The sequence below is a fragment of the Chlorobium phaeovibrioides genome (assembly GCF_003968655.1).
Classification (GTDB): domain Bacteria; phylum Bacteroidota; class Chlorobiia; order Chlorobiales; family Chlorobiaceae; genus Chlorobium; species Chlorobium phaeovibrioides.
Genome location: NZ_RXYK01000060.1, coordinates 1 through 588, shown reverse-complemented (window position 1 = coordinate 588; position 588 = coordinate 1). Strand labels below are relative to the sequence as shown.

General features: G+C 51.9%; 1 protein-coding gene. It reads left to right on the top strand.

Annotation, left to right across the window (positions count from 1 at the left end):
* The coding region (locus EKD02_RS09935; RefSeq protein ID WP_148102982.1) for a tetratricopeptide repeat protein at window positions 1-588 on the top strand (588 nt) is incomplete at both ends.

Genomic DNA, 588 nt, shown 5'->3' with positions numbered 1-588 from the left:
AGAACTACAACGAGGCGATGAAGTGGTATCGTCTCTCTGCTGAACAGGGTGTTGCTGATGCCCAGTACAACCTCGGGGTTATGTATTCCAAGGGTAAGGGAGTTCCCCAGAACTACACCGAGGCGATGAAGTGGTATCGTCTCTCTGCTGAACAGGGTTTTGCTGCTGCTCAGAACAACCTCGGGGTTATGTACTACGATGGTCAGGGAGTTCCCCAGAACTACACCGAGGCGATGAAGTGGTATCGACTCTCTGCTGAACAGGGTGTTGCTGATGCCCAGTACAACCTCGGGGTTATGTACGACAATGGGAAAGGAGTTCCCCAGAACTACAACGAGGCGATGAAGTGGTATCGTCTCTCTGCTGAACAGGGTGTTGCTGATGCCCAGTACAACCTCGGGTATATGTACGACAATGGGAAAGGAGTTCCCCAGAACTACACCGAGGCGATGAAGTGGTATCGACTCTCTGCTGAACAGGGGAATGCATGGGCTCAGAACAACCTCGGGAATATGTACGACAATGGGAAAGGAGTTCCCCAGAACTACAACGAGGCGATGAAGTGGTATCGTCTCTCTGCTGTACAGG